The sequence below is a fragment of the Nonomuraea sp. NPDC051941 genome (genome assembly GCF_044593615.1).
This window is the reverse complement of sequence record NZ_JBIUCF010000013.1, coordinates 186,741-206,426: the sequence shown is the minus strand read 5'-3', so window position 1 is coordinate 206,426 and position 19,686 is coordinate 186,741. Positions and strand designations below refer to the sequence as shown.

The following is a 19,686-nucleotide window of genomic DNA, read 5'->3' as shown; positions in this document are numbered from 1 at the left end:
ATCGATCGTTCCTCCCCCCATCGGTAAGACCCCTGGTCAGACCGCGGGAAATCGTAGGCCGCCCCTTGTGACCAAGGACTGACCGAAGTGTGACCGCGGCTCACCCTCGACGAGCCGCCACCAGTTCGGCGATCGACTCCAGGGCGTCGAAGCCGGCGATCTCCTCGCGCAGCTCCCGTGCGCGGGCGCGGTAGGACGGCGTCGACAGGACGGTGTTCACGGCCGAGCGGAGTGCGGCGTCGTCGGGTCGCGCAGTGGCCAGGTTGACGCCCGTACCGCTCCACTCGACCCGGGCGGCGATCAGCGGCTTGTCCTCGGTGACGCCCGCGACGACGAGCGGGACACCGTGCCGCAGGGCGGTGTGCACCCCGCCGTAGCCACCGTTGGTGACCAGGAGGTCGGCATGGGGCAGCAGCAGGTCGAAGGGGATGAAGTCGGCCACCCGGGCGTTGTCGGGAACGGTCTCCATGAGGCTCCGCACGTCCTCGACACCGCCCGGCCGCGCGGTGGCGGCGACGACGAGGACGTCGGAGCCGGCGAGGACGCGCAGCGTGGGAACGACCAGCTCCTCCAGGTCCACGTTGGCGAACGTCCCCTGCGTCGTCACCACGACCGGGCGGCCGTCCGACAGTTCCGTCCACCACGACGGCCGCTCGAAGTCCCCGGCGGGCGCCGACGGCAGGGGGCCGACGAAGCGGAAGGAGCTCGGAAGGTCGTCACGGGGGAACTCGAACCCGGGGACGGTCAGCTGCAGGTAGTGGTCGGGGACGGTGATCAGGCTGGTGAGCACGAACTCGGGAAGGCTCACCCCGACCGACTCGAACAGCTTCTCCAGATGCTGCTGCGCGTCCACGTGGATCTCGGGGCCCCAGCCGGTCGCCGGGGGCGGCGGGGAGACGCCCACGCTGACGGTGATCGGACGCGTGTCCGGCCCGGAGGCCAGGGAGAGCGGCAGGGCCCCGAGGAACAGGTTGTCGGTGATCACCGCGGTGGCCGGGATGTCGGCCAGCAGCCGCCGCAGCGCCTCGTACTGGGCCGGAACCGGGTCGCCGAAGATGTGCTTGACGTCGAACCCGAGCTGGACCGGGCCGGGAGGGAGCTGCCCGCGTTCGGGGAACTCCAGGTCCATCCGCCGGTCGTCGTAGTCGGCCTCCTCGGGGAGCGCCGTGAAGTACGCGCCGACGGCCTCCGCACGCTCCCTGAACCTCGTGCCGGTCAGGAAGGTGACCTCGTGACCGCGCCGCACCAGATCGGCGGCGACGGTGAGGAGGGGAGCCACGTGCCCGTTGGCGGGCGTGGCGGCGATAATGATCTCGGGCATGGAAATCTCCGCTGTCAGAACGTGAGAAACAAGCGGAGATCGTACGTTCGCCCTTGTGCATAACTAGTGACCAGATTCCACACATGCGAACGGCCGCCGCCGGAGCCCGATGCTCCGGCGACGGCCGCGCCCGTGGCTTCAGGACCTGCTTTTCTTGCCCAGCATGCTCGTGGCGGCCGCCACGCAGGCGACGGCGAGGACGAGTTGCACGACGATCACCAGCCAGGTCTTCTCGCTGAAGCCGAACAGGTAGGCGATCCCCGTGCCGACCCCGGCGGCGACGATGCCCGCGGCGATGGTGGCGAACCAGCCGATGTCCTGGCGTCCGGGCAGGAGCAGCCGGCCGAGGCCGCCCACGACGGCCCCGCCGATCACGGCTCCGAGCAGGATGGTGAGCATTTCAGTCTCCTTGTGTGAGTGTTTTCCGATGGGTCGGAGCTAGTTGCCGCTGTCCTGCTGGGCGAGGTCGCCGCAGGTGAAGCCCTCTCTGCGCTCGGGATCGAGCTGGATCCGGCTGAGGTTGGTGGTCTCCATGGGCCTGCGGAAGGTCTCGAGCTTGTCGCAGTCGTACATGACGTACGTGCCGTCGCTCTCGCCGAGCAGCATCATCCAGCGGCCGTCGTAGAGCGGCTTGTCGTCCTCGGCGCTCTTGACCACCGTCCACTGGTCCTGGAAGCCGACCGCGCCCAGCAGCTCGCTGGCCTGGCCGGTCTCCTGGACGTCGATCGCGCCCTCGACGAGGCTCAGGATGAGCAGGAACCCCAGACCGACGCCGGTCAGGCCGCCGACGATCACCTTCGTCCCGGCGCGCCCGACGGGTTTGCGGCGCATCAGCCGGAACGGGATCAGGAAGGCCAGCACGCCCAAACCCACCGCGACGACGACCATGACGAACAGGTCCAGCGTGCCGAAGATGCGGAAGATGCCCCAGTACGTCGCCCCGCACCACAGCGCCGCCATAGTGGCGGCGATCCAGGGCCGCTTCCTGATCCCCTGGAAGAGCCTGTTCGCCGCGCCGCCGGTCAGCTTGTCGATCAGCCATGCCAGGCCGGCGATGACGCCGAGCAGCGGAAGGGCGACCAGCAGGAGCAGGACCAGGGTGCTCGTCAGCCGGCCGAGCAGGACCGACTGGTCGACGCCCACCTGCTGCGGGTTGACGCCGAAGACGGCGTACATCTGCTCGACGCCGATGTAGAGGACCGCATAGAGCGCCACCGTGATCGGCACGACGACGGATCCGATGCGTTCGAGCAGCGCCATGACGCCGCCGCCGTCCTCCTGCTCCTGCTCGGGCCCCTGCTCCGGCCCCGTGGCGACGGCGCTCTCCGGAGCTTCGGGAGGGTACCGGTGCTCCGGCGATATCCGATGACTCGACATGGCCCACGACCGTAGGACCCGCCCGCATGCGGAACGTTGACGGCGCGTATACGCGGCGGGGACGAGCCCGGGCTGCCTACTGCGCGCCGCCCGGCTCGATGAGGTGATCGAGGAGGACCTGGCTGATGTCCTCCAGTTGCCGCAGCTGCTCCGGGGTGAGCAGGTCGATCAGGTGCTCGCGCACACTGGCCACGTGGCGGGGAGCCGTGGCCCGCAGCGCGGCCAGGCCGTCGTCGGTCAGGACGGCGAGCCAGCCACGCCGGTCGTCCACGCAGTGCTCCCTGCGCACCCATCCCTTCTCCTCGAGCTTGTTGACCGCGTGGGAGATGCGGCTGGGCTTGGAGTTGGTCCAGTGCGCCAGCTCGCTCATGCGCATGGTCCGCTCAGGCGCCTCGGAGAGCAGGACCAGCAGCTCGTAGTAGGTCGGCGGCATGCCGGCCCCGGCCAGCAGGTCGCGCTCCAGGCGGTCGGTCAGCAGGCGGCTGGCCAGCCCGAAGGCCCGCCAGGCCCGCTGTTCGTCGTCGTTGAGCCATCGCGTCACGAAGGCATCGTACTGAATGGTTTCGCGCTGAAATAAATGCCGAGCCCGGCCCCGGGGGCGGGCTCGGCGGGTCGGACCGTGGTCAGTATCGGAGCTTGCGCAGGTAGCGGTAGCCGACCTCCGCGGTCTGCCGGGGGGTCACGTCGGGAGTGTCGTTCTCGACGATGTACTCCTTCACCTGGTGCTTGTCGAAGATCCGCCGAAAGTCGATGGTCCCGGTGCCGAGGTCGGCCATGTCGCCGTCCAGGTGCCGGTCCTTGACGTGGAACTGCAGCACGCGCTGCGGCGCCCTGCGGATGACGTCGAGGGCGAAGCGCACCGGGTCGGCGGCACCGCGTCCGACGCCGCCGGTGACCGCCCAGTAGATGTCGATCTCCAGGTGGACCAGGCGGGGGTCGAGCTCGGAGGTGAGCACGTCCCAGGGGGTCTTCCCGCCTCCGAGGTCGGTCGTGAACTCGTGGGCGTGGTTGTGGTAGCCGTAGCGCAGACCCGCCGCGCGGGCGGCCTGCGCCTCGACGTTCATGCGCTCGGCCCACGCCTTCCACTCGTCCAGGCTGGTCGAGTTCAGGTAGGGGACGACCATGAAGGACTGGCCGAGGGTCAGCGCGTTCTCGATCTTCGTGTCCAGGGCGGCCTGGTCGGCGGTGAGGCCGTCGTGGCTGGAGCTGGCCCGGATGCCGAGCCCGTCGAGGAACGTACGGAGCTGCTTGGCCGTGCGGCCGAAGTAGCCGAGCGCGACCTCGATCTTCGGGTAGCCGGTCTCGGCCAGGTAGGCGAGGGTGGCGTCGTAGTTCTTGGCGAGGTCGTCGCGTACCGTCCAGAGCTGGATGCTGATCTGGTCCCGGGGGATGCGGTTCCTGCCGGGGTGGTGCGCGGTGGCCGCGGCGGCGGCCGGGGAGGCGGCGGCGACGGCGGCCGCCCCGAGTCCGAGGCCCGCGGCGAGCAGGGAGCGCCTGCTGGGGCCGTATCCGTAGCACATGGGGGGTTCTCCTAACGTGTGGGCTGGAGGATGACCTCGTCGCTGCCGGTCAGCGAGGGCAGGTCCGCGCCGCCGGGGTCGGTGTAGGTCGCGACGAAGACGCCGGTGAGGTGATCGGTTTCCGGATCGTGCCCGCTCGGCACGGTGGTCTGGATGGAGCCCGTGCAGCCGCGGGCCGTGGTCTGCGGGTGACCGTGCTCGTCGTGGCCGAGGATGTAGTCCACGGTCACGTTGGCGCAGTTCACCGGCTGGTCGTCGGTGACCCGCACCTCGAACTCGACGGCGTCGCCGAACCTGAACGTCTGCCCGTCGGCGGGCCGGACCAGCTCGACGACCGGCGCGGCGTTGCCGACCACGATCCGCACCGACGTCGCCGCCGACCTGCCGGCCTCGTCGCTGACGCGCAGCGTGGCGTTGTAGAGGCCGTTCTGCCGGTACGTGTACGACGCCTGCGGGCTGCGGGAGTCGACCCGGCCGTCGGCGTCGAAGTCCCAGGCGTAGCGGATCCGGTCCCCGTCGGCGTCGGTCGTGCCGGCGCTGGTGAAGTTGACGGTGAGCGGCGCGTGGCCGGCGGTCACCGACGCGGCGGCGGCCGGGACGGGAGTGTGGTTGCCGGTGTTGCCGATGTAGTCGAAGCGTGAGAGCTGGGCGTCCGGGTTCTCCTGGAAGTAGCCGTCGCCGTACTCCAGCACGTAGAGCGCGCCGTCGGGGCCGAACTCCATGTCCATCGGGTTGTCGAACACGAGCGACGGCAGCACGTCCTCGATCCGCCCGTCACGGTGGAACGCCTTGACGTAGTCGCGGGTCCACTCGTAGAAGAGCGGGACGCCGTCGTAGTACCTGGGCCAGGCCACGGTGGTGCGGCCCTGCGCGGCGCGCGGGTCGTAGGCGTACGCGGGCCCGGCCATCGGGCCGATGCCGCCGGTGCCCAGCTGCGGGAACTCCTGCGACGGCCCGTACGAGTACCACACGTCCGGCTGGACCACCGGCGGCAGCCGGCGCAGGCCGGTGTTGTGCGGCGACTCGTTGACAGGTGCGGCGCAGGCGAACGCGTTGCCGGACGTGCCGGTCGCGAAGTCGTAGTCGACGTACGGGAGCCGCGCCGTCGCGCAGTACGGCCAGCCGTAGTTGCCCGCCTTGCGGATCTTCGTCCACTTGCCGTTCCCCGCCGGGCCCCGCTGCGGATCGGCCTCCCCCGCGTCGGGCGAGTAGTCGGCGACGTAGAGGTCACCGTTGGACCGGTTGACCTCGATGCGGAACGGGTTGCGCAGGCCCATCGCGTAGATCTCCGGCCGGGTGCCCGTGGTCCCCGGCGGGAAGAGGTTGCCGCGCGGGATCGTGTAGGAGCCGTCCGGGCGGACCTTGACGCGCAGGATCTTGCCCCGCAGGTCGTTGGTGTTGCCGGCGCTGCGCTGGGCGTCGAACGCCGGGTTCCGGTCCGACCGCTCGTCGAGCGGGGTGTAGCCGTCGGAGGAGAACGGGTTCGTGTCGTCGCCGGTCGACAGGTAGAGGTTGCCGGCGGCGTCGAAGACGATGTCCCCGCCGACGTGACAGCAGATGCCGCGGTCCACGGGCACGTCGAGGACGCGCTGCTCGGTGCGCAAGTCGATGGTGGAGCCGGTGAAGCGGAACCGGGACAGCCGGATCAGCCCCTTGAAGGGCGCGAAGTCCGCGGGCTTGCCGGTGACCGGGGCGTCGCCCTCGTTGACGTCCGGCGTCGCGGGGTCGTCGATCGGGGTGTCGAGAGGTGGCGAGTAGTAGAGGTAGACCCAGTCGTCCTTCTTGGAGCCGGTGCCGAAGCCGGGGCCGAGGGCGATGCTCTGCAGCCCCTCCTCGTCGTGCCGGTAGACGTCGAGCCGGGCGGCCAATGTGTTGAGGCCGGTCTTCGGGTCGTTCAACCAGACGTCGCCGCGCCGGGTGGTGTGCAGCACCCTCGAATCCGGTAACACCGCCAGGTCCATCGGCTCGCCCGGATTGTCGTTGAGCGTCACCTTCTGGAAGTCACTGTCGGGAGGCGGGGCCAGGGCGCTCGCGGCGCTCCCGGCGCTCCCGGAGGCGTGGGCGGCGGCGGGCAGGAGGATCGCCGCGGCAGACACGGCCGCGATCACGGTTCTCACTCGCATTGCCTCTCCCTTCGGTCTACTCGGGGGATAAGAGAGGGCAAATCACCGTGAATGTAACCCGAGTTACGCCGATAGAGGAGGGGGTAATCGCGGATGATCGAGCATCTTTCGCCTTCCGCTCGGACTAAGTGCCCTCCATCGGTTCCAAGTTGCGCTGCAGTGTGCTCCAAGTCGGCTTGATCACACTTGGCCGGTGGAATTCCGAGTTCTGGGGCCCTTGGAGGTCCGTGCCGGTGACGGGCGGGCCGTCGCGCTGGGCGGGGCACGCCCGCGGGCGGTGCTGGCGCGGCTGCTGGTCGCGCGGGGAACGGTGGTCTCCTCCGACGCCCTGATCGACGACCTGTACGCCGGAGCGCCGCCGCCCAGCGCCCTGCCCACGCTGCACTCGTACGTGTCGAACCTGCGCCGCGCCCTCGAGCCCGGCCGCCTCCCGCGCGCCCGGCCCGGACTGCTGATCGGCCGGCCGCCCGGTTACCTGCTCGCCGCCGAGCACGTGGACGCCGACCGGTTCGCCGAGCTGCTGCGCCGGGCGGGGTTGCGGCCACCGGTGGCGGCGCTGGCCTGCCTGGAGGAGGCGCTCGGGCTGTGGCGCGGCACGCCGTACGGGGAGTTCGCCGAGGAGCCGTGGGCCGTCACCGAGGTGAGCCGGCTGCGCGAGCTGCGGCTGGTCGCGCTCGAACGGCGCGCGAACGTGCTCCTGGAGCTGGGCCGGGCCCAGGCGGTGATCACGGACCTGGAGACCGAGGCGGTCGCGAACCCGCTGCGCGAGCGGCTGTGGAGCCTGCTCGCGCTGGCCCTGTACCGTACCGGCCGCCAGGCCGACGCCGCCGGCCTGCACTGGTGGCGCGACCGCGCCGCCGCCACCCGCGAGCCCCTGCACGTGGCCACCAGTGGATGACAGGCGCCGCCTGGTCGACTGGCAGGCCGATCATTCGGTCAGCTCAGCAGCTCGCGGACCAGCGCCTCGCTCCACCAGCGCTCGACCCGCTCGGGTGACCAGCCGCGCTCGGCGGTGAGCGTGGCGTAGACGTCGATGCTGCACATGCCCGCATAGACGTCCACGGCCGCCGGCACGTCCAGGCCCGGGCGGAGCGCGCCGGCGGGCCAGGAGGAGAACACCGCCGTGCGGGTCTCGTCGGCCCGCCTGCGGCCGTCGCGGTAGACCGTCGCCAGCTCGGGCTCGACGCGGCCGGCCTCGCGCAGCAGGGTGATGACGTCACCGGCGCGCTCATACAGGCGCCGGTCGAAGCCGGCCATCGCGGCCAGTTGCCGCGCGGGATCCGTCCCGGGGGCCTCCAGCTCCGCGAGCTGCTGGGACGGGTCGGCCGACAGGTCGGCGGCGTCGGCCAGGGCCCGGGTCAGGCCGGTCTTGTTGCCGTACACCGAGTAGACCGTCGGCACGGAGACCCCCGCCTCGCGGGCCACGTCGCGTACGGTCGTCGCCGCCCAGCCGAGCTCGACGAAGAGCCGCCGCGCGGCTCGGGCGATCTCGGCCCGCGTCTCCAGCGCCTGCGTCGTACGGCGCAGCGAGTCGTAACGGCGCGGCCCCACCTCTGCCTCCATGACTTGCACCTTAAGGCTTTGCGCTACTTATATTGAATATAAGTAGCGCGACACCGCCGCCCAGGAGCCCCCTAGTTGGCGAACGACTTGACGGTTTCCAGGAGCACGTCGTCGAGTGGGGTGGGGGTCAGGCCGAAGGTCTTCACGGTCAGTGAGGCGTCCAGGACGAAGGGGCGCTGGTACTGATATTGCATCTCCCACGTCTGCGCCATGATCGGGTCGGCGAGGCCGGCGTTGTGCAGGTCCAGGGGTGACATGCTGATCAGTTGTGGCGCGGGAGCTCCGGCCAGCTCGGCGAACCTTTCCGTCACCTCGCGTACGGTGACGTGGGCTCGCCGGCCAGCACCGGCGGCGCGATCAGCAGATTGAACATCGATGGTTGGCCGGGTCCGATGAAGTCGCCGGGCCGCACTTCGGTGAATCGAATCCGTCTCTCGTTGTGGGCGGTGATGGCGTCCTCCCACATCTGCGCCCGGACCCGTCCCTTGATGGTGGTCGGCGACATGGGGAGACCTTCGGTCAGGGGCTCGCCTGGGGCCGGAGGGCCGTATCCGTAGGTGTTGCTCAGGTTGACGTACCCGGCACCGCTGCGTTCGGCTGCGATCAGCAGCGCGGCCGCCAGCGCCGGGGTCTCCACGGGCAGCAGGTCGTAGGCCGGTGTGGCGCAGTTGAACAGTGTCCTGGCGCCACTGGTCAGCTCGGTGAGCCGGGCGGCGTCGCGGGCGTCGGCGGCGATCGGTTCGATCAGCGGATGCTCAGGCCCGCCGCCACGCCGACTGAGGATGCGGACACGCTCACCGGATTCGGCGAGCAGGCGCGCGGTGGCGATTCCCGAGGCGCTGGTTCCGACGACGACGTGGAATGACATCGAGACTCCTTCGTGGGGATGCAGGGTGTTCAGCCGAGGTCGGACAGGTCGATGGCGTCGGCCATGGCGCGGTATCCGGCGTCGTTGAGGTGCAGGTGGTCACCGGAGTCGAAGGCCGGGTCGAGCCGGAACGCGTCCTCGGGCGAGCCCACCACACGGTCGAAGTCGATGACCGCGTCGTACTCGCCCGAGGTGCGGATCCAGGCGTTGATGGCGGCGCGTTTGGCCTCGCTGCGCGCGGTGGAGAACGCCGAGGGCCCCGTGGGCATCACCGTGGCCCCGACGACCCGCAGCCTTGCGGTGCGGGCCTGCTGGATCATGTCGCGGAAGCCTGCGATGACCTCGCCGGAGGAGACCTCGACATACGGCGCGAAGGTGGGGAACGGCGACGCCTCGGCCACCTCGCTGATACCGATGTCGTTGATGCCCAGCAGGATGACGACCGTTCCCACGCCCGGCTGACCGAGGACATCGCGACGGAACCGGGACACCGCGCTGTCACCGAGCCAGGCCGAGTCGACCGTCACCCGGTTGCCGCCGATGCCCTGGTTCAGCACGGCGCGGGGACGGCCCGCCGAGGCCAGGCGCTCGGCGAGCGCGTCCGGGTAGCGACGGTCGGCGTCCAGGGCGCTGCCCACGCCCTCGGTGAGGGAGTCGCCGAACAGCACGACGCCCGCAGGCCGCACCGGGCCGCCGGTCACGTCCAGCCCGCTCAGGTAGTACCAGGACTGCGAGGTCTCGGCGAACGCCGTGCCGTCGGCGTCGTCCCGGTGGTCTCCGTCGGCACGGTAGTTGGTCGCCAGCGCCTGGGCGTGGAATGTCGCAGGGCCGGTCGGCTCGGCCGCATAGAACGTGATCGTCACCTTGTCCAACGGCGCCGTCCTGAACGGTGTCAGGTCGCTGGCGAGTTCCGCACCGGCCGCGATCGTGAACGTCCGCTTCCCATCGACGGTGAGGTGCCGAAGAGTAGCCTCCCGGATGGCGGCGCCATCCGCACAGGCGGCGATGGTGGCCCCGGTGATCGTGAGCGGGCCGGTCCCGTAGACGTTCGACAGCCGGATCCGGACCGCGTCGCCGCCGGCGGTGACCCGGAGCACTTGGCGGACGGTCTGGCTCGCGAAGCCCTCCTGGGACCAGTTCGGGGCGAAGCTGTCACTCGGACGCTGCATCGAGGTGGTCCAGGCAGCGGCCCAGGTGGTCGCGGTCGTAGCCGGAGCGAGGCCGGCATCGGCCGTATTGGTCGGTGGCATGACAGGCACAGGCGCATCCCTCAGGCATCAAGATCGAAAGCTTGTCCGCGATCTACCGTAAGGAGCCGATGACAGATGATGAATATCTTGCCGTCCGAAATAGATGTCCCAGCGTCTAATGATCATGCTAAGTTGCAGCAATGGACGTTCTCGGTGACGTGCTCGCCGCGATGCGCGCCGGACGGCCGTACGCGGGTCGGACCAGATGCTGGGAGCCCTGGGGCGTGCGATTCCCGGCCGGCGACTCGGCCTGCTGCCACATCGTTCTGCAGGGCGCGTGCTGCCTGATCTCCCCTGACGGCGCGCCGTTGACGCTCGGTGTCGGCGACGTGCTGTTCACCGCGCCGGGGCGGGGGCACGTGCTGGCCGACCGGCCCGGCAGCCCCTTGACCGACTTCCGTCCTGTCCGCGACGGCGAATCTCTGATCACCGACTTGAACATCCCCGGCCCAGGCGCCGCCACCGAGATGCTCTGTGTCTGCTACAGCTTCGACCGCGTCCGCCCCCATCCGCTGCTTGCCGACCTGCCGCCGGTGATTCACCTACCTGCCCGGGTCGGGCACCACCGCTCGCTCCGCAGCACCGTCGACCTCATGGGCGACGAACTACGCGAACCCCGCGTCGGCTCCGAAGCGATCTTGACCCCGCTCGTCGACATGCTCCTGCTGTACGTCCTGCGCGCCTGGCTCGACGAGCAGTCCGCAGCCGGTGCCACCGGATGGGCCGCCGCCCTGACCGACCCGGCCATCGGTACCGCACTGCACGACCTCCACCGGCGCCCCGAACACCCCTGGACCGTCGCAGAACTGGCCACCCGGGCCGGCGTGTCCCGCGCCACCTTCGCCAAACGGTTCGTCACCGCCGTCGGCCGGCCACCTCTGGCCTACCTCACCTGGTGGCGGATGAGCACCGCGTCTCGACTCCTGCTCGGCACCGACGCCCCACTCCAGAGCGTCGCCGAACGCTGCGGCTACGGCTCGGAGTACGCGTTCGCCAAGGCGTTCAAACGCGAGTACGGCATAGCCCCGGGCCGCTACCGGCGGAAGGCCCGCTCGGGCTCGCCGACCGGCTGATCCGGGTGGTCTGGCGGGCGATGTACGGCATCCGCCTGATCCGCCTGCGCGAGGCGTAGCAGCCCACCTGGAGCTCCTGGCAAGGTCCCCCCGGCGCTCCCGCGAGCCGCGCGAACGGCGTCCGGCTCACACTGTCCCCATGGCCACGGCGATCGTGCTGTTCAACAGGGACCTGCGCGTCCACGACCACCCCGCCCTCGTCGCCGCCTGTGAGCGGGCCGAGCGGGTGGTGCCGCTGTTCGTGCTGGACCCGGCGGTACCGGAGGGGAATCGGCACGGTTTCCTCCTGGAGTGCCTGGCCGAGCTGCGGGCCGCGCTCCGCACCCGCGACGGCGACCTGGTCGTACGGCAGGGCGACGTCGTCCACGAGACGATGAAGCTGGCCGCAGAGGTGGACGCGACGACGATCTGCGCCGGCGCGGACGTCAGCTCGCTCGCCAGGCGGCGCGAGGAGCGCTTCGCCCGGGAGCGGATCGAGTACCTGCGTTTCCCCGGCGTCACCGTCGTGCCACCGGACGCGCTCCGCCCCTCGGGCGGTGGCGACCACTACCGGGTCTTCACCCCCTACTGGCGCGCGTGGACCCGCCACCCCCGCCGCCCGGTCCTGCCGCCGCCGCGCACGGTGCGGACGCCCTCGGGCCTGGCCGCCGGGCGGCTGCCCCGGCCCCAGCCGCCCGGGCCGATGCCCGGCGGCGAGCCGGCGGCCCGCGAGCGCGCCGACCGCTGGCTGCGCCAGGGGCTGGACGGCTACGCCGACGGGCACGACGACCTGGCGGGCGACCGCACCTCGCGGCTCAGCCCGTACCTCCGCTTCGGCTGCCTGTCGCCGCTGGAGCTGGCCTGCCGCGCCGAGCGCAGCGAGGCCTTCGTCCGCCAGCTCTGCTGGCGGGACTTCCACCACCAGGTGACGTACGCGTTCCCGCGCATCGGCCGCGAGAACTACCGCCACCCCGAACGGCGCTGGCGGCACGCCCCGGACGCGCTGCAGGCGTGGCAGGCCGGGATGACCGGGCTGCCCATCGTGGACGCCGGGATGCGGCAACTGCTCGCCGAGGGCTGGATGCACAATCGGGCCCGCCTGATCACGGCCGCATATCTGGTCAGGCATCTCGGCCTCGACTGGCGCGACGGCGTACGGCACTTCTTCGAGCACTTGCTCGACGGCGATGTGGCCGACAATTCGGGCAACTGGCAATGGGTCGCCGGCACGGGGAACGACACCCGTCCCAATCGCACCTTCAATCCCCTACGTCAGGCCAAGCGCTACGACCCCGCGGGCCACTATGTCCAGCGCTATGTGCCCGAACTCGCCGCCGTGCCGGCCCCGTACGTCCACGAGCCCTGGCGACTTTCCGCGCCGCCCGCCGGGTACCCCGCGCGGCTTGACAGTGCCGCTGACCAGGGATGACTCGCGGACGATCTATTACGCCGGCCGTGTCACGGAGAATCTGGTCACAAACATTTCCCGAAATAACCGGTCTATCGTATTGTCATTGACTGGAATTGTTGGAACATATGGTCAGAGTCATCGAGTGAAGTCCAAAGATCGCTTACCGCAAAAAGGTCAGCGGCGAGGGGAAAGGGGACAACGCTCATGCACCGACGTGCTGTCCGAAACCTGGCCAGGCTCGACACGACGCAAGCCAGAATCACTCGGATATTCGACGCTGCCGCAGGTGGGAAGGACAACTTCCTGGCGGACAAAGACGTGGTGCGCCATTTTGATCAAGTTACACCTGCCCTCACGACCGCGGCCCGCGCCGTTCTACAATTCCTGTCCCGGGTGGTGGCCCACCTGGCGGCCGAAGGCGTGGACCAGTTCATGATCGTGGGCAGTGGCGTCCCCAGCGGCCTCTCGGCCGGGAACCGGTTACACGACATAGCCCGCCGCGCCTCGCCCGGGTCCGCCGTACGCGTCGTGTACGTCGAGAACAACCCGATGGTGGTGGCCACCGCCCAGGCCACCATCGAGCCCTTCACCGACCTGGTCCGCGTGGTGGACGGCGATGTTCGGGAGATCGACGAGATGCTCCAGGACCACGTGGTCCAGACGTTCATCGACTGGGAGCGGCCCCTGGCCGTGCTCCTGCTGTCGTCGCACAGCCTCGACGACGACGAGTACGCCCACTACGTCGTCAAGCGGCTCCAGCACACGGCGCCCAAGGGCAGCTTCCTCGGCCTGCTGCACACCACGTTCGACGCGGTCCCGCCGGAGCTGCTGCCCGCCATCCGCGACATGGTCGCCATGACGCTGCCCCGCCTCGCGATCCGCTCGCGGGAGGAGGTCGCGGCCCTGCTCGACGGCCTCGACCTGATGGAGCCCGGGCTGGTGTGGGTGCCGGAGTGGCACCCCGGCGGGCGTGACCTCGCCTGCGCCGACGAGCCGAGCGCGTCGGGCAACTACGGCGCCGTCGCCCACATCCCCTGACGCGCCTCTCCGAGCCCGGAATCGTAACGAAATCGCATTCGCATAAGTGAGGGCGAGAGCTTATCGTGGAGTTGGGAGCGCTCCCAATCTGAGAGACGTGATGCGTATGTCCCCCCGCCCCAGCTCCTTGTCCGCCGCTCCGACTCGCGCGGTCGCGTACCTGCTGCCGTCGGTGCCGGCCGGTGTCTGCGAGGCGCGCTCCCTGGTGCGGACCGAACTGACCGGCTGGGGCCTGGAAAGGCTGATCGACGACTGCGTGCTCATCGTCAGCGAACTGGTGACCAACGCCGTCCGGTACGGCGGGTCGGCGTACGCGTTACGCCTGGAAGATCGTGCGGACCGGTTGTACGGGGAGGTCTTCGATCCGGGCGACGGCGAGCCCCGCCCGTGCTCGCCCGACGCGGACGCGCTCTCGGGGCGGGGGCTGCAGATCGTCTCGGCGATCGCCGACGACTGGGGAGTGACCGCGGCGGACGGCGGCAAGGTCGTCTGGTTCTCGGTCCTGAGCACCATCTGACCGGCGTGACGGGCCGCCCTCAGACCGGCGCGGCGGGCGCGGTTTCAGCGGGCTCGGCGTCAGCGGGCGAGGACGTCAGCGGGCGAGGACGTCAGCGGGCGAGGACGCGGGCCAGGGCGTGCAGGGTCTCCACGGGCGTGCCGGGTGGCGGGGAGACGCGGAGCACGGGTTCGCGCAGGTCCAGCGGCGCGCGGACGGTCGGTACGACGTTGACCAGCAGCGACGCCTCGGCGGCCCGGACGGCGGCGCTCTGCGCGCTGTCTCCCGGCGGCGGCCGGAGCGTGACCAGGGCGGACGGCTCGTCGAGCGGCTCGACCACGCGCCACCCGCCGGCCCCGTCGAGCACGCCGCGCGCCGTACGGCCGAGGTCGGCCAGATGCGCGTGGACCGCGAACGGCCCGAGCTCGTGATACTCCAGCACGGCCGCCCCGAGCCCGGCCCGTGCCGCGACCGCCGCCTCCGAACTCTCGAACCGCACCACCCCGGGCAACGGCACCGGGCCACCGCACTCGGGCAGCCGGCTATCAGAACTCCACAGGTGGCCACCCAGGGTGGGGACCGCGGCGTCCATGGCCGGCGTGAGCCCGGGGACGATCAGGAAGCCGACGCCGCGCGGCCCGGCCAGCCACTTGCGCGAGGTCCCCACGTACGCGGTCGCACCCGCCCCGCGTACCTCGACATGCCCGAGTGACTGGCAGACGTCGAGCACGAACGGCACTCCCGCCGCGCGGCACAGCGCCCCGATCTCCTCGGCGGGCTGCACGACGCCGCGATGGGAGGCCACGTGGGAGACGATCACCAGGTCGAGCCCGGCCGCCAGCAGGGCCCGCAGCCCTTCGAGGTCGAGGCGGGCATCGCCGTCCACCGGCAGCTCGACCGGCTGCCAGCCGCGCTGGGCGGCCAGGCGGTCCAGCAGCATCAGCGTGCCGCCGTACTCGGTGCGCGCGTGGCCGACGCGGCTGCCCGGCGGGAGCCGCCACCCGCCCAGGAGGGCCGCCATCGCCGCCGTCCCGCTCTCCAGGAACGCCACGTCCGCCGGGCCGCCCCCGACCAACCCGGCCAGGGCCGATCTGGCCGGGGTGAGGTCGGGGACGGCCGCGTAGCCGCCGCGTTCCCGTTCCAGCCGCAGGTGCGCCACGACCGCGTCGAGCACCCGGTCGCTGGGCACGTTGCAACCGGCCGCGTCGAGATGCCCGGGCGGCACGACGCTGCGCGCAGCCCGCCACAGCTCACCGGCCCGCGCCGCCCACCCGGCCCGAACGGCCCGCGCGTCCGGCCCGACTCCGGCGGCCGACGCGTCCGGCCCGGCCCCGGCGGGCGGCGCCACCTGCCCCGTTCCGGGGATCATGCCTCCGCCAGGATCAGGGTGAAGTCACCGTCCGGGTCGGTGTAACCGCGGCGGACGAGGAAGCCCGCCCCGGCCAGCTCGGCCCGCAGCCCTTCCGGCCGGAACTTGGCGCTGATCTCGGTACGCATCTCCTCCCCCGCGGCGAAGTCCACCTCCAGCCCGAGCTCCGAGACCCGCACCCGCAGGTCCCGGACGGCCCGCAGCCGCATCTCGATCCATTCGTGCCGCTCGTCGTAGAGCGCCACGTGCTCGAACGCCTCCGGCTCGAAGTCGGCCCGCAGCTCCCGGTTGATCACGTGGAGCACGTTGCGGTTGAAGGCGGCCGTCACTCCGGCCGCGTCGTCGTAGGCGGCCACCAGCCGCTCGGTGTCCTTCACCAGATCGGCCCCGAGCAGGAACGTGTCCCCCCGCCGGAGCGTGGCCCGCACCTCCTTCAGGAACGCCCGCCGGGCGACGGGTTCGAGGTTGCCTATCGTGCCGCCGAGGAAGGCCACCATCCGCCGCCCGGTACGCGGCAGCAGCCCCAGGTGGTGCTCGAAGTCGGCGCACACCGCCCGCACGTCGAGCCCGGGGAAGCGCCCGGCGACCCGGCGCGCCGCCGCCTCGAGCGTGACGGCGTCCACGTCCACCGGCGTGTACGCGCGCAGCGTGCCCGCCGCGGAGAGCGCCTCCAGCAGCAGCTCCGTCTTCTCGCTGGTGCCCGACCCCAGCTCGACCAGCGTGTCCGCGCGGGAGGCGGCGACCAGGTCCGCGGCCCGGGACCGCAGGATCGCCAGCTCGCGCCGGGTCGGGTAGTACTCGGGCAGCCGGGTGATGCGGGAGAACAGCTCGCTGCCCGCGGTGTCGTAGAACCACTTGGGCGGCAACCACTTCGGCGAGGACGTCAGGCCCATCCTGACGTCACGTTCGAGGGCCTGCCGCAGGTAGTCACGGTCGAGATGGTTGATCACATGCACGGACGACTGGCTGACGGCCATGAGGCCTCCTATGGTGAGATCACAACGGCTGCACGGCAACGCGGTCGGGGGTGACGGTCAGCAGGCTGCGCTCGGGAACGGGCTGCCAGCCCGGCAGGTCGTCGAGCGGCTCGCTGGCCACGCGCACGCCGTCGTGGCTTCGGTGGTGGAAGAGCGTGTCGCCCCAGGCGGTCGCGGCGATCGAGGCGCCGTCGCAGGCGAGCAGGTTGAGGCGGGCGCCGGGGTCCTTCTTCCCGGCGTGGACGACGACTTCGGCCAGCGCCTCGCCCAGCCCCAGCCCGGCGCGCCCGCGCAGGAACACGGCGGTCGCCACCCAGGCGGCGTCGCACGCGCTCTCCGCGCGACCGGCCAGGTCGTCGGCGAGGTCGCGGAGCGCGTCCTTGCTGACGCGCCCGTTGTGGCTGAGCAGCCACCCCTTGTCGGTGAACGGCGCGGTGGCGCTCTCCTCGATCGGCATGCCCGCGGTGGCCGAGCGCACGGCCGCGAGCAGGCAGGTGGAGCGGGCGATCTGGGCGAGCGCGGGCAGGTTGGCGTCGGACCAGATGGGCACGGTACGGCGGTAGCGCACGGGCTCGGGGCGCGTGGAGTCGTACCACCCCATGCCGTAGCCGTCGGCGTTGATCATGCCGTTGCGCTGCTGCCGGGGCGCGTACGACTGTTTGAACAGGCCGTGCTCGGGTTCGTGGATGAGCCAGGTGAGCGGGCGGGGCTCGCCCAACCAGGCCGCGTGCCTGCACACCTAGACCAGCTCCGAACGCGCACAGCGGAACCCGGTGAAGATCTGCCGCCTGATCGGGTAGTCCCAGTTCCTGAACGTGGTGCGGACCGCCGCCGGGTCTGCCGCCCAGGAGCCGCCGCGCAGCACCCGGTATTCCTGGCCGAAGAACACCTCGCTGTACTCCTTGTAGGGGAACGCGCGGAAGCCCGGGTAGGGCTGGAACCAGGAGCCGGTCCACTCCCACACGTCTCCGACCATCTGCTCGACCCCGTACGCGCTGGCCCCGGCCGGGTAGGCGCCCAGCGGCGCGGGGTGGGCGGCGCGGTGGCCGAGGTTCGCCCTGGCCGGGTCGGGGGCCTCCTCGCCCCACGGGTAGCGGCGGGCGCGGCGGGCCTCCGGGTCCCAGCCGCAGGCCTTCTCCCACTCGGCCTCGGTCGGCAGCCGCTTGCCGGCCCAGCGGGCGTAGGCGTCGGCTTCGTACCAGCTCACGTGCTGGACGGGCTCGTCCATCGGGATCGGCTCGGTGCGGCCGAAGCGCCTGCGCCACCAGGCGTCGCCTTCCTTGACCCAGAACAGGGGGGCGACCACCCCGCTGCGCTGCCGCCAATGCCAGCCCTCGGCGGACCACCAGCGCGGGTCGTCGTAGCCGCCCCCCTCGATGAACGCCGCGTACGCGCCGTTGCCGACGGGGAGCCGGTCGATCCAGTACGCGGGCAGGTCCACCTGGTGGGCGGGGCGTTCGTTGTCGTAGGCCCAGGGGAGGGTGGCGGTGCCCATCATGAAGGAGCCCGCGGGCACGTACACCTCCTCGGGGCCGCCGGTCCGGCCCTGCGGCAGGTCGCCCTCGCGTACCAGGCCGGGCTGCCCGGACAGCTGCAGGGTGGCGAGCATGGTCTCGTCGTGCTGGTGCTCGTGCTGGATCACCAGGCCGAACACGAAGCCGTCGCGGTGCAGCGGGTCGGCGCCCTCCAGGTCGACCGCGTCGAGGACGTCGAGCACGCGCCCGCGTACGCCCTCGATGTAGCGGCGGGCCTCGGCCGGGCCCAGGAGGGGCAGGGTGGGGCGGTCCTTGCGCGGATGTTTGAACGCGTCGTAGATGTCGTCGATCTCGGGACGGATCGGCTCGATGCCGCCGGCCGCGCGCAGCACCCACAGCTCCTCGTAGTTGCCGACGTGCGCGAGGTCCCACACCAGCGGCGACATCAGCGGGGAGTGCTGACGCACCAGCAGGTCGTCGTCCGCCTCGGTGTAGGCGAGCGACCGGTCGCGCACGGCGAGGAGCTCGGCCGCGATGCGTTCCTTGGAGTCGGTCATTGCCGTCCTTCCCCGTTCAGCCAGGCCGGGACGCGCCGTCCCGGCACCGGATCCATCAGGTCGGCCGCCGGTGAGCGGCCCGTTGTCACGTGCCGGTCGGCGAACGCGGCCACCTCGCCGACCAGGCCGGGGTCCGCGCCGAGGCGGGGCAGCGCCTCCAGCGCGGCGCGGAAACACGCCTCGGCGGCCCGGCCCAGGCGCGGCTCGGTCAGCCCGCACCGCGCCGCGTCCCGCCACAACTCCCGGCTCGGCATCCGGCCGGGCCCCAGGTACGGCTCCACGGCGGCCAGCGCGGTGTCGGCGGCTCGGTCGTCGGCGACGAGGGCGTGGGTCACGGCCACGCACACCGGCCAGGCCGCCGGGTGCTGGGCGTCGAGGTAACGGATCTCCAGCCAGCCCCTGGGCCGTACCGGGGGGAAGACCGTCGTGGCGTGATAGGCCAGGTCGTCGGCGGTGGGGCGGCGCTCGCCGGCGCCGTTCAGCCAGTCGCGGAACGTCGAGCCGTCGCGGACCGGGCGACATCGCTCCCCGTCCTCGCGCACCAGCATGAGCCGGGCGTCCAGCAGGTAGCCGGCCCAATCGGCGGCGGGGTCGCCAGAGGCGGGCACGGGCGCGGTCCGGGTGCGGTCGAGGCGGTCCCAGACGGCCTGGCGGCCCGACATCCAGCCGCACGGCCGGCCGCCGCTGAGCGGCGAGTTGGCGAAGGCCGCCATCAGCACGGGGCCGAGCGCGTGCGCCCGCTCCCACCGGGCCTGCGGCCGCTCCCCGAGGTCCAGGTTGACCTGGACGGAGGCGGTCGAGCACATCATCAGGGCCCCGTACGGCTCGCCGAGGAACTCGGCCATGGCGTCGTACCTGGGCAGGCGGAGCTGGCGGCGGGCCGGGCGCACCGGGTCGAGGCCCACCCCGGCCAGCACCAGCCCCGCCGGGCGCAGGGCGGCGCGCACGGCGGAGACGTCGGCGGCCAGGCCGTCGAGCGCTTCCCTCAGCGGGGCCGCGGGACCGGAGAGCTCGAGCTGCCCGCCCGGCTCGAACGTCACCCGGCTGCCGCCCGGCAGCGCCGGGACGGCCCGCTCGACCTCGGCCATCGGGACCTGCGCGGCCGCCGCCGCACGGTCGAAGACCAGGAACTCCAGCTCGACGCCCACCCGCTCCTCGGCGTCCGGATCCTGCGCGGCCGGCTGAAAGCAACGGCGCGCGAAATCCGCCACCTCGGAGGCGTCCCGCAGCGGCGTGCTCTCGGACGTCAGCCCGATCATCGTCGTCCCCTTCGCGTGGCGCACAGGTCT

The 19,686-nt window shown here is 71.6% G+C and carries 20 protein-coding genes; 5 read left to right on the top strand and 15 right to left on the bottom strand.

The annotated features are described in order from the left end of the window. Positions 1–100: 100 nt before the first annotated feature. From ACIHFD_RS23225 to ACIHFD_RS23200, 6 genes are all read right to left on the bottom strand, one after another. Positions 101–1,321: a glycosyltransferase gene (locus tag ACIHFD_RS23225; protein ID WP_397368664.1), complete on the bottom strand. Its 1,221-nt coding sequence runs from the start codon at positions 1,319–1,321 to the stop codon at positions 101–103. Positions 1,322–1,459: 138 nt separating this feature from the next. After that, positions 1,460–1,720 carry a GlsB/YeaQ/YmgE family stress response membrane protein gene (locus ACIHFD_RS23220; protein ID WP_350723358.1) on the bottom strand — a complete coding sequence of 87 codons (261 nt, stop codon included), beginning with the start codon at positions 1,718–1,720 and terminating at the stop codon, positions 1,460–1,462. A 39-nt stretch (positions 1,721–1,759) separates the two neighbouring features. Next, entirely contained in the window at positions 1,760–2,698 is a 939-nt protein-coding gene (locus ACIHFD_RS23215; protein WP_397368663.1) for a hypothetical protein, read from the bottom strand. Between the two features lie 76 nt (positions 2,699–2,774). After that, positions 2,775–3,239: a MarR family transcriptional regulator gene (locus ACIHFD_RS23210; RefSeq protein WP_364244963.1), complete on the bottom strand. Its 465-nt coding sequence runs from the start codon at positions 3,237–3,239 to the stop codon at positions 2,775–2,777. 82 nt (positions 3,240–3,321) lie between these two features. After that, positions 3,322–4,218: a sugar phosphate isomerase/epimerase gene (locus ACIHFD_RS23205; protein WP_355193935.1), complete on the bottom strand. Its 897-nt coding sequence runs from the start codon at positions 4,216–4,218 to the stop codon at positions 3,322–3,324. An 11-nt stretch (positions 4,219–4,229) separates the two neighbouring features. Beyond that, positions 4,230–6,341 carry a PQQ-dependent sugar dehydrogenase gene (locus ACIHFD_RS23200; protein ID WP_397368662.1) on the bottom strand — a complete coding sequence of 704 codons (2,112 nt, stop codon included), beginning with the start codon at positions 6,339–6,341 and terminating at the stop codon, positions 4,230–4,232. Positions 6,342–6,534: 193 nt separating this feature from the next. On the opposite strand from ACIHFD_RS23200, the gene ACIHFD_RS23195 reads away from it, so the two are divergent. Continuing rightward, positions 6,535–7,239, top strand: a complete 705-nt coding sequence (locus ACIHFD_RS23195) for a BTAD domain-containing putative transcriptional regulator (RefSeq protein WP_397368661.1) — start codon at positions 6,535–6,537, stop codon at positions 7,237–7,239. Positions 7,240–7,277: 38 nt separating this feature from the next. Here ACIHFD_RS23195 and ACIHFD_RS23190 read toward each other — a convergent pair whose 3' ends face one another. The 4 genes from ACIHFD_RS23190 to ACIHFD_RS23175 form a co-directional block, all read right to left on the bottom strand. Beyond that, the gene (locus tag ACIHFD_RS23190; RefSeq protein WP_397368660.1) at positions 7,278–7,904 is read right to left on the bottom strand and encodes a TetR/AcrR family transcriptional regulator; all 627 of its coding nucleotides are present in this window, start codon (positions 7,902–7,904) and stop codon (positions 7,278–7,280) included. Between the two features lie 71 nt (positions 7,905–7,975). Beyond that, a complete protein-coding gene (locus ACIHFD_RS23185; protein WP_397368659.1) occupies positions 7,976–8,215 on the bottom strand; it encodes a hypothetical protein in 240 nt (79 codons plus the stop codon). Next, positions 8,212–8,772 carry an NAD-dependent epimerase/dehydratase family protein gene (locus tag ACIHFD_RS23180; RefSeq protein WP_397368658.1) on the bottom strand — a complete coding sequence of 187 codons (561 nt, stop codon included), beginning with the start codon at positions 8,770–8,772 and terminating at the stop codon, positions 8,212–8,214. The genes ACIHFD_RS23185 and ACIHFD_RS23180 overlap by 4 nt, the downstream gene beginning before the upstream one ends. Before the next feature lie 29 nt (positions 8,773–8,801). Further along, positions 8,802–9,941 (bottom strand): SGNH/GDSL hydrolase family protein, encoded by a 1,140-nt coding sequence (locus ACIHFD_RS23175; protein ID WP_397368657.1) that lies wholly within the window; start codon positions 9,939–9,941, stop codon positions 8,802–8,804. 221 nt (positions 9,942–10,162) lie between these two features. Here ACIHFD_RS23175 and ACIHFD_RS23170 point away from each other — a divergent pair, with 221 nt between their 5' ends. The 4 genes from ACIHFD_RS23170 (at position 10,163) to ACIHFD_RS23155 (ending at position 14,040) form a co-directional block, all read left to right on the top strand. Beyond that, positions 10,163–11,095, top strand: a complete 933-nt coding sequence (locus tag ACIHFD_RS23170) for a cupin domain-containing protein (protein WP_397368656.1) — start codon at positions 10,163–10,165, stop codon at positions 11,093–11,095. Between the two features lie 139 nt (positions 11,096–11,234). Then, the gene (locus tag ACIHFD_RS23165; protein ID WP_397368655.1) at positions 11,235–12,503 is read left to right on the top strand and encodes a cryptochrome/photolyase family protein; all 1,269 of its coding nucleotides are present in this window, start codon (positions 11,235–11,237) and stop codon (positions 12,501–12,503) included. Between the two features lie 186 nt (positions 12,504–12,689). Continuing rightward, on the top strand, positions 12,690–13,523 hold the full coding sequence (locus tag ACIHFD_RS23160; protein WP_397368654.1) for an SAM-dependent methyltransferase: 834 nt from the start codon (positions 12,690–12,692) through the stop codon (positions 13,521–13,523). Between the two features lie 100 nt (positions 13,524–13,623). Beyond that, on the top strand, positions 13,624–14,040 hold the full coding sequence (locus ACIHFD_RS23155) for an ATP-binding protein (protein WP_397368710.1): 417 nt from the start codon (positions 13,624–13,626) through the stop codon (positions 14,038–14,040). A gap of 91 nt (positions 14,041–14,131) precedes the next feature. On the opposite strand, the gene egtE is transcribed toward ACIHFD_RS23155, so the two are convergent. The 5 genes from egtE to egtA are packed head-to-tail and all read right to left on the bottom strand — an operon-like array spanning position 14,132 to position 19,656. Next, a complete protein-coding gene (egtE, locus tag ACIHFD_RS23150) occupies positions 14,132–15,388 on the bottom strand; it encodes an ergothioneine biosynthesis PLP-dependent enzyme EgtE (RefSeq protein ID WP_397368653.1) in 1,257 nt (418 codons plus the stop codon). Then, the gene (gene egtD / locus ACIHFD_RS23145; protein WP_350723377.1) at positions 15,385–16,365 is read right to left on the bottom strand and encodes an L-histidine N(alpha)-methyltransferase; all 981 of its coding nucleotides are present in this window, start codon (positions 16,363–16,365) and stop codon (positions 15,385–15,387) included. The genes egtE and egtD overlap by 4 nt, the downstream gene beginning before the upstream one ends. Positions 16,366–16,384: 19 nt before the next feature. Beyond that, entirely contained in the window at positions 16,385–17,104 is a 720-nt protein-coding gene (gene egtC, locus ACIHFD_RS23140; RefSeq protein WP_397368652.1) for an ergothioneine biosynthesis protein EgtC, read from the bottom strand. Further along, positions 17,105–18,397 (bottom strand): ergothioneine biosynthesis protein EgtB, encoded by a 1,293-nt coding sequence (egtB, locus tag ACIHFD_RS23135; protein ID WP_397368651.1) that lies wholly within the window; start codon positions 18,395–18,397, stop codon positions 17,105–17,107. Beyond that, positions 18,394–19,656: an ergothioneine biosynthesis glutamate--cysteine ligase EgtA gene (gene egtA, locus ACIHFD_RS23130; protein WP_397368650.1), complete on the bottom strand. Its 1,263-nt coding sequence runs from the start codon at positions 19,654–19,656 to the stop codon at positions 18,394–18,396. Before egtA ends, egtB begins: the two co-directional genes overlap by 4 nt. Positions 19,657–19,686 lie beyond the last annotated feature (30 nt).

Coding starts and splice junctions, on each gene's coding strand:
- ACIHFD_RS23225 (WP_397368664.1), bottom strand. CDS start 1,321: ATGCCCGAGATCATTATCGCCGCCACGCCCGCCAACGGGCACGTGGCT.
- ACIHFD_RS23220 (WP_350723358.1), bottom strand. CDS start 1,720: ATGCTCACCATCCTGCTCGGAGCCGTGATCGGCGGGGCCGTCGTGGGC.
- ACIHFD_RS23215 (WP_397368663.1), bottom strand. CDS start 2,698: ATGTCGAGTCATCGGATATCGCCGGAGCACCGGTACCCTCCCGAAGCT.
- ACIHFD_RS23205 (WP_355193935.1), bottom strand. CDS start 4,218: ATGTGCTACGGATACGGCCCCAGCAGGCGCTCCCTGCTCGCCGCGGGC.
- ACIHFD_RS23200 (WP_397368662.1), bottom strand. CDS start 6,341: ATGCGAGTGAGAACCGTGATCGCGGCCGTGTCTGCCGCGGCGATCCTC.
- ACIHFD_RS23190 (WP_397368660.1), bottom strand. CDS start 7,904: ATGGAGGCAGAGGTGGGGCCGCGCCGTTACGACTCGCTGCGCCGTACG.
- ACIHFD_RS23180 (WP_397368658.1), bottom strand. CDS start 8,772: ATGTCATTCCACGTCGTCGTCGGAACCAGCGCCTCGGGAATCGCCACC.
- ACIHFD_RS23175 (WP_397368657.1), bottom strand. CDS start 9,941: ATGCAGCGTCCGAGTGACAGCTTCGCCCCGAACTGGTCCCAGGAGGGC.
- ACIHFD_RS23170 (WP_397368656.1), top strand. CDS start 10,163: ATGGACGTTCTCGGTGACGTGCTCGCCGCGATGCGCGCCGGACGGCCG.
- ACIHFD_RS23165 (WP_397368655.1), top strand. CDS start 11,235: ATGGCCACGGCGATCGTGCTGTTCAACAGGGACCTGCGCGTCCACGAC.
- ACIHFD_RS23160 (WP_397368654.1), top strand. CDS start 12,690: ATGCACCGACGTGCTGTCCGAAACCTGGCCAGGCTCGACACGACGCAA.
- ACIHFD_RS23155 (WP_397368710.1), top strand. CDS start 13,624: ATGCGTATGTCCCCCCGCCCCAGCTCCTTGTCCGCCGCTCCGACTCGC.
- egtE (WP_397368653.1), bottom strand. CDS start 15,388: ATGATCCCCGGAACGGGGCAGGTGGCGCCGCCCGCCGGGGCCGGGCCG.
- egtD (WP_350723377.1), bottom strand. CDS start 16,365: ATGGCCGTCAGCCAGTCGTCCGTGCATGTGATCAACCATCTCGACCGT.
- egtB (WP_397368651.1), bottom strand. CDS start 18,397: ATGACCGACTCCAAGGAACGCATCGCGGCCGAGCTCCTCGCCGTGCGC.
- egtA (WP_397368650.1), bottom strand. CDS start 19,656: ATGATCGGGCTGACGTCCGAGAGCACGCCGCTGCGGGACGCCTCCGAG.